Annotated in this window: 7 protein-coding genes and 1 pseudogene; 2 read left to right on the forward strand and 6 right to left on the reverse strand. The window is 35.9% G+C overall.

The annotated features are described in order from the left end of the window. Window positions 1-329 (forward strand): annotated as a pseudogene (locus AC3AX0_RS03540) (N(G),N(G)-dimethylarginine dimethylaminohydrolase); the annotation flags it as partial. Between the two features lie 214 nt (window positions 330-543). On the opposite strand, the gene AC3AX0_RS03545 reads toward AC3AX0_RS03540, so the two are convergent. The 6 genes from AC3AX0_RS03545 to AC3AX0_RS03570 form a co-directional block, all read right to left on the reverse strand. Beyond that, window positions 544-1,578 (reverse strand): nicotinate phosphoribosyltransferase, encoded by a 1,035-nt coding sequence (locus tag AC3AX0_RS03545; RefSeq protein ID WP_487548926.1) that lies wholly within the window; start codon window positions 1,576-1,578, stop codon window positions 544-546. A 76-nt stretch (window positions 1,579-1,654) separates the two neighbouring features. Beyond that, window positions 1,655-2,272 carry a dephospho-CoA kinase gene (gene coaE / locus AC3AX0_RS03550; protein WP_487548927.1) on the reverse strand — a complete coding sequence of 206 codons (618 nt, stop codon included), beginning with the start codon at window positions 2,270-2,272 and terminating at the stop codon, window positions 1,655-1,657. Then, window positions 2,259-4,949, reverse strand: a complete 2,691-nt coding sequence (gene polA, locus AC3AX0_RS03555) for a DNA polymerase I (RefSeq protein ID WP_487548928.1) — start codon at window positions 4,947-4,949, stop codon at window positions 2,259-2,261. The genes coaE and polA overlap by 14 nt, the downstream gene beginning before the upstream one ends. A gap of 79 nt (window positions 4,950-5,028) precedes the next feature. Further along, window positions 5,029-6,315: a DUF4349 domain-containing protein gene (locus AC3AX0_RS03560; RefSeq protein ID WP_487548929.1), complete on the reverse strand. Its 1,287-nt coding sequence runs from the start codon at window positions 6,313-6,315 to the stop codon at window positions 5,029-5,031. Window positions 6,316-6,330: 15 nt separating this feature from the next. Continuing rightward, window positions 6,331-6,909, reverse strand: a complete 579-nt coding sequence (locus tag AC3AX0_RS03565; RefSeq protein ID WP_487548930.1) for an RNA polymerase sigma factor — start codon at window positions 6,907-6,909, stop codon at window positions 6,331-6,333. A gap of 72 nt (window positions 6,910-6,981) precedes the next feature. Continuing rightward, a complete protein-coding gene (locus tag AC3AX0_RS03570) occupies window positions 6,982-7,842 on the reverse strand; it encodes a DegV family protein (protein ID WP_487548931.1) in 861 nt (286 codons plus the stop codon). A gap of 241 nt (window positions 7,843-8,083) precedes the next feature. Here AC3AX0_RS03570 and AC3AX0_RS03575 point away from each other — a divergent pair. Further along, on the forward strand, window positions 8,084-8,245 hold a 162-nt coding region (locus tag AC3AX0_RS03575), incomplete at its 3' end, for a DUF5320 domain-containing protein (protein WP_487548932.1).

Here is an 8,245-nt window from a genome sequence, read left to right on the forward strand (position 1 = left end):
AGAAGCATGGATATACAGGATCTGTTGTACCACTTAAGGAGATGTTCCACCTTAAGTCGGGAGTAAACTATATAGGAGATAATAGGGTTCTTGTAGCTGGAGAATTTATTACTCACCCGGATTTCGAAAAATTTGAGAAAATCCTGGTTCCCGAGGATGAAATGTATGCTGCAAACTGTGTAAGGATAAACGATCATATAATAATGCCGGCAGGATTTCCAAAGCTTCAGAAGATTTTGGAAGACTTGAACTACGATTTAAAACTTATAGAAATGACAGAATTCCAAAAGATTGACGGTGGACTAAGCTGTCTATCACTTAGATTCTAATAGCTACCAACAATCATCTCTTTTATAATATGAAAGATTGTTGTACCGGTAGCAAAACACCAACGTTTCAAGGTGTTTTGTGCTAGTCTAAGAAAGTTAAAAATGTGTAATCCCTTGAAACGTTGGTATTACACTTATAAGGAAACTTTCTACGACCTCTTAATAAATGCTTACGCATTTAACGCAGCGTAGCTGCTTTCTTGTCTGCTTATATTTAAATAAGTTTTTTAAGATTTTTGTTTTCAACCTTGCCTGGAAGTCTACCACGCTTTGCTATGGGCTTTCCGTTTACTTCCTTGATGTCCATTGTCATGTCAATTGCCGATGCTCCAGATATATAGCTGCCAACTCCAAAGGAATCCGCTCCTGCTGCCTTTAGACTTTTAATCTTTTCCGGATGAAGTCCTCCAGAGACAAAGATCTTAACCCAGTTATATCCCTGAAGGTCAAGGTGCTGTCTTACTTCATTCACAAGGGCAGGACTTACTCCTCCTCTTTCACTTGGAGTGTCAAGTCTTATAGCATAAAGATTCTTTCCAAGTTCAGAAGCAACTCTTAAAGCTTCCTCCACTTCATCCTTGAAAGTGTCTATTAGTACAATCCTCTTATGTTCAGGAGGCATTATATCATTATATACCTTGGCAAGCTTCAATGTATCTCCAGCAATAAGGAATGATGCATGAGGCAGTGTTCCCATAGGCTCTATTCCAAGTTTCTTACCTGTCAGTATATTGCTTACTGATCCTGCTCCACCAATATAGGCTGCTCTTTCCATTACAGGAGCAACGGCAGGATGTAGATGTCTTGTTCCGAATACAGAATAAGTCGAATCTCCACATGCTTTTTTTACCTCGTTAGCAGCAGTTGCCCATCCCGAAGGACTTGCAAGACATCCAAGTATTACAGATTCATATATTGCAAACTCGCTGTATTTACCTGTTATTCTAACAAGAGTGTCCTTTATCTCAAATTCAGAGCCTTCTTCAACCGCCCAAAGTTCAATGTCCTTGTCCTTAAGTATTTCAAAAACTTCGTTTATTCCAGCAAATATACCTTTCTTCCTAGCGAAAATTTCCGCTGTTACAATACTGTCCTCAAGGTTCATTTCCCTTAAAATATCCATTGTTCTAACGAAATATACATCAGTTGTCATGCCTGAATATATTTCTTCATGATTTGCCGAGAAAAGACGCTTGTCTTCCTCGCCTATTTCTATATCTTTAATATCATTTAAGCTTTTAATTTGCATTGAATACTCTCCCTTGAAAAATTATACCGCATCATTATATCATATTTCAAAATATTTCCTAGCACCTTTTAGTATTTTAGTCCATATTGCCTTGATTTTCCAATAGATTATCAAGATTTAACATAAGATTTTCCAATGTAGAACCGTTGTCGATTATCCTGTCAACATGCTTTTTCTTTTCTTCAATATCCATTTGAGAATCTATAATCTTGACCGACTCCTTCATTCCTCTGTTATCTCTTAATAGAAGTCTTTCAAGCTGTGTCTTTCTATCTGAATATACAAGCCATATTTCATCATATACTAGTCCGTATTTCTTTAAATTGACAAGCTCTTCAATTGCAAGTGGTATATCAAGAAATACCAGGTTTTCACTACTTATTTCAACACAGTTGTTAAGCTCTTCAATTACAGCCTTGTGTACAATTCCATTGATTATTCTTCTTTTATCTTCAGAAGAAAAAACAATTTTAACAAGTTTCTTTCTATCTATTTCCCCATTGTAATCAAGTATTTCAGGACCAAATTCCTCAACAAGTTCAGTATGGATTATTGAACCTCTGTTGTATAGCTCGTGGACAATTTTGTCTGAATCAAGTACTTCATAGCCTCTCTCAGACAACATTCTAGAAACAGTACTCTTTCCAGTAGCTATACCACCAGTTATTACTATTAGTCTTTTATTTAGTATCATACCATGTATCTCCAATATTCATATCTACAGTTAATGGAACTTTTAGCTCGGCAGCATTCTCCATTTCCTCTTTCAAAATAACCTTAACTTCTTCAAGTTCTTCCTCCACTGTTTCTATTATTAATTCATCATGAATTTGAAGAATAAGCCTTGATTTCATGTTGTTGTTCTTAAGTTTGAAATAGACGTTTATCATGGCTTTTTTAATTATATCAGCAGCTGTTCCCTGTACGGGTGTATTAAGCGCCATCCTTTCACCAAAGGCCCTGATATTGAAGTTTCTTGACTCAAGCTCAGGTATATACCTTCTCCTGCCGAATATTGTATCAACATATCCATCCTTTTTTCCCTGCTTGACTATATTGTCCATATAATCTTTTACCCCACCAAAAAAGTTCAAATAGTTTTCAATATATTCTTTTGATTCCTTTCTAGGTATATCAAGATCCCTACTAAGACCATAATCACTTATTCCATATACTATTCCAAAATTAACAGCTTTTGCTCTGCTTCTCATTATGGATGTAACTTCATCTTCTTCCACATGGAATACCTGGGCAGCGGTTTTTCTATGAATATCTTCGTTATTTATAAAAGCACCTATAAGGTTCTCATCATCTGACAGATGGGCCAGTACTCGCAATTCAATCTGGGAATAGTCGGCATCAACTAATTTTCTTCCATCTTCATGAACAAATATCTTTCTGAGTTCTCTTCCTTCTTCAGTTTTTACGGGAATATTTTGAAGATTGGGATCAGTTGAGCTTATTCTTCCAGTACTCGCTATTGTTTGTTTAAAAGACGAGTGCACCCTTCCGGTTTCCTTGTCCACAACATTTAAAAGTCCTTCAACATAGGTAGATTTAAGCTTTGCAAGCTGTCTGTATTCCTGTATCTTTATAATTATAGGATGCTTTGACTTTAGCTTTTCAAGAACTTCTGCATTTGTTGAATATCCTGTTTTTGTTTTTTTCAAAGCTGGAAGCCCAAGTTTATCAAAAAGTATTTCTCCAAGTTGTTTCGGTGAATTTATATTGAAATCCTCATCTGCGAAGTCATGTATTATCTCTTCAAGAATTTCTATCTTTCTTCCTAGTTTTTCTCCAATGGCTTTAAGCTCTTCCGTATTGATCTTAAATCCGATTATTTCCATGGAAGCCATTATCTCTACAAGAGGTAATTCAATCTCATTGTACAGGATGTCCATATCGGCTTCCATAATCTGCTTTTCGATATCATCCTTGATATTCCATATGCCAGACAATTGATTTGACAAAAATTCCTTTCTTTCCTCAATTTCAAGACCTGAAAAAACCTTCTTGTTTTTACCTGAGCCTAGGTAGTCTTTTTCATTTTTTATATCCCAATCTAAATATTCAAATACAAGCTTGTCGATGGCATATGAAGACTCCGATGGCTCTAATAGATATTTACCTATCATAGTATCAAACTTTACACCTTCTAGGCTTATTCCAAGCTTATCAAGAATAATTATTTCATCCTTAATGTCATGACTGAATTTTTCGATAGCCGGATTCTCAAGTAATTCCTTAATGGTGTTAATGGATTCTTCCAACTTATCTTCTAGGTATAATACTCTTTTATCATCAGTCATAATACCCATAGCTACAGGTTTTGAATAAAGCGCCCTGTCACCATCATATAAAATTTTCAATGCCATTGTCTTTGCAGAACTTATTTCCTTAAAAAGATTATTGCTGTCAGTTTCCACAACATCAACTTTTTTCACTTCTGTTTTCTTCTCTTCAATATTATTCTTATGATTCACTGAGAAAAGAGACAGTTGCTTATCCTCTGATTTTATCCTGTTCATGAACTGCCTGAAGCCATACTCCTTGTACATCTCCATAAGCTTTTCGCTGTCTGCTTCCTTGTAAAGAAAGTCATCCATTGTACAGTCCATAGGAATTTCTGTTACTATAGTTGCAAGGTCCCTACTCATGTATGCCTGCATTTTTTCAGATTCCAGCTTATCCTTCAACTTTCCCTTTACCTCTTCCAGATTTTCATAGATTCCTTCAAGAGTCTTAAATTGGTGGATAAGCTTCATTCCTGTTTTTTGACCTACACCCTTGACTCCCGGTATATTGTCGGAGCTGTCCCCCATTAAAGCCTTGAGATCTATGAACTGTTCTGGAGTCATTCCATATTCCTCATCCATAAGTTCCCTGGTGTATTTAACGGTGTTTGTTACACCTTTTTTTGTAATCAATACATATGCATCCTCGTCAACAAGCTGAAGGTAGTCCCTGTCGCTTGTAACCATGTACACTTCCACTCCCTGGGCTGATGCAAACTTTGACAGCGTTCCAGCAACATCATCTGCCTCGTAGCCTTCTATTTCAATATGCTTGATTCCGTGAAGATCAAGAACATCCCTTATGAGTCCGAACTGCATCACAAGCTCGTCTGGAGCTTTGGCCCTTCCAGCTTTATATTCCTTGTATTTTTCATGTCTGAAAGTAGGTTTCTTTGGGTCAAAAGCCGTAACAATATAATCTGGCTTGTAATCGTCCAAAAGCTTGTACATCATGCTTAAAAATCCGTAAACTGCATTTGTATATATTCCTTTTTTGTTTTTCAATGGAGGCAGAGCATAAAAAGCCCTGAACAGTATACTATTTCCGTCTAATATTAAAAATCTTTTCTTCTCCATATATATCTCCTGTATTTGTTTTTGAATTCATTTTAACATATTTCACAAAGAAAAAGGCGGTATAACCGCCTTTTATTTCTTATTTTCTCATCTTTCTTGTTACCGCCATAACTATGAGATATATTATAAGCCCTGCAACGAGGAGTACTGCCAGCAACGGAATAAATCCGAATACAAATACTACAAAGCCTTCCAGTGAATCTATAAGATTATTTACTGTCCTTGTAAAGCTTTCTTTTGCTCTTTCCCAAAGATTGTCCCCAACAGGCTTAATCTTGTCATTGTCGTATATTTCTCTTATTTCAATATGAATCGTTGACATTGATGACCTATAGTCTATATCGCTTAAATTCAATCTGTATCCATCTATCTGGTTTCTTACCCTTGTCAGCTCATTTTCTATCTGCATGATTTCAGGAATGTTTTCAGCCATGACTAAAAGTTCTCTCAGTCTTGTTTCCTGAGCTTCAAGGTTTACAACCTTGCTTTCAGTATCATAGTAGGATTTTGTCATGTCCGTTTCATTGGTTCTTTCACTTGTTACTTCAACAAGATCTCCCTCTTCAGTAATGAAGCCATATGCTTCATTAAATATTTCCTGAGGTACTCTTACAGTCATATATCCATTTTTAAGATTTATGTTTTCACCTTTTTCATAGTCATAGTAATAGTAGTTGTTTGAATAGGTTTCAAAAGCTTCTATATATCCACCGTAGAAATTGACTTTCCCCTTTATCTCTGATATGAAAAGGTCGTAGTCTTCTGTTTCAATGGAAACATAGCCGTTTTTAACTATCTTAAGCTCTCTATCCCTATATCCTTCATTTGAAGTAACTGCAACCTTGTCGTCATATTCTGCATTTCCTTCCCTTTCATCTGTAGTTGCATAATCACCATCATCATAGCTTTTAGCCATATTAGAGTCTGTAGCTCCGTATTCCATATCTGGTGCACGAGGTTCAGATGGTTCTTCAGCAAATTCCATGGAATATTCAGCGGGAGCACTGTCCATTATTTCATTTTTCTGCATTCCCATTTTCCCACTGTTGAGTGCCACAGGAACCATCAGCACTATTATAAGGGCTGCCGCTATTGCAGACATTTTCCTTATCCCAAATCGCTTCTTTGTTTTCTTTTCCTCGGGCCTAGCTTCCTTCAACTTCATATGAAGGTTCTTGCAATAGCCTTCCGGCAATTCCTCCATAGGTATACTGTTAAGTTCTTTTACTATTCTTTTTATTTTATCAAGCTCATTCCTGCAGTCTTCACATTCCGATACATGATTTTCAAATTCAGTCTTTTCTTCTTCAGTCAGCTCATTGTCCAGGTAAAGTGAAATTTTCTGTCTGCATTCTTTGCAAATCATACGATCACCATCCAATTAATTATAATCTTTCATATTTTCTTCAAGTATTTCCTTTAACTTTTGTCGTCCCCTGCTTATCCTTGATTTAACAGTTCCTATATTACAGGTGAGAATCTTTGATATTTCGCTATAGCTGAAATCATTGATATCCCGCAATATTATTACCGTCTTGAAGTCATCGTCCAGTTTTTCTATTGCCCCCATAACTATTTCAGAAGTAAATTTTCTGTCAATAATCTTTTCAGGTGACGACTCCTTATCTTCCAATTCCATGTAGAATTCATCATATCCTGAATGAATGGGCTGGTCGACAGAAACCGTGTTTTCCTTCTTTTTCCTTTTAAAATCAAGGCAGGAATTCACCACTATTCTGTACATCCATGTCTTGAAGGATGAATTCATATTGAACTTTTCAATATTTTTGAATACCTTAATCAAAGACTCCTGAGAAACATCTTCAGCATCCTCTTTGTTCCTTAAAAACTTTAAGGCAATATTATATGCTATTTTCTTGTAATCCTTGATTAGAGTTTCGAAGGAGTCAATGTCCCCTTTTTGACTTCTTTTTATCAATAAAAGCTCTGCTTCATTCAAAATATCCACCCCATTCTTTAATATAGACGATTATAATTAATTATTTGTTCCATAAAATTGATTTTTTTACATTTACTCGTTATATAACTTATTAAGAAAGAAAACTGCAAGTATACCCGGTCCCGTATGTGCAGCTATCGCACCACCCATATATTCAATTATATAGTTTTGGCACTCAGTTTCCCTTGTAATCTTTTCAATTAATAAATCCTTGGATTTCATATCGTTGCTGTGTCCTACAGCCACAGTCTGTTCACAAATATTATGGTTTCTTTCCTTTATAATATCAGACATCCTGTTCAGGGCCTTTTTTCTTCCCCTTGTCTTTTCAAGAATTTCAAGCTTGCCATCCCTGATTTCCAGTATTGGCTTGATATTGAGCATTCCACCTATTATTGCGCTGGTCCTGCTGACCCTTCCTCCTTTAAATAGATACTCAATGTTATCCACTGTGAATATATGTTCTCCGTGGTCCCTGTAGTGTTCTAGCATATCAATTATTTCTTCAATACCTCTGTTTGCATCAAGCATTTTAGCAGCTTCCAATACTGCCAATCCAAGCATTCCGCAGGTTAGCCTTGAATCAAATACTATTATCTCTCCTTTGGGATAATCCTTTAAAACATTTTCTCTAGCAACCACAGACGAATTAAAGGTACTTGATATACCTGATGAAAATCCTATATACAAGCATTTATCTCCCTTGGACAGGTGATTTCTGAAACTGTCTTCAAATATTTTTGGAGGAATCTGGGCTGTTTTGAAAAATGCACCCTCATCCATCATGCTATACATCTTTTCTGGCATAATGGAAACCTTGTCCCTATATTCCTTATCCTCATTATATATATATATCGGTATCATTTCTATTTTATATTGCTTAATTAATTCAACTTTCAAATCACAGGCTGAATCAGTTATTATTCTGTACATATACTAACCTCCCCAATTTAAATTAATTATACTATAGCGAAAAACCATTTACAATAAGCCAAGCAGTTAATAACAATTATTTAATAATTTAGTAACAATTATACTTGATAAAGCGGCTATGTCACATTAGTCGCGTAAGCTGAAGCAAAAAAACTTCAGAAAGGTTATTGACATATGCCAAATACATGCTATAATTAAAACATAAGTAGCATATACCCAATTAAAAGAAGGAGGATTTAAAATGTCATATAGAGATAGAACCGGCCCAGAAGGAATGGGACCATTGACTGGAAGAGGTCTAGGTAATTGTACAAAAGAAGAAGCTGCAACAACTGCAGGTTATAACTGTGGATATGGAATAGGAAGAAGAGGTGCAGGCCGAGGAATGGGCAGAGGATGCAGA

The sequence above is a fragment of the Dethiosulfatibacter sp. genome (assembly GCF_983023055.1).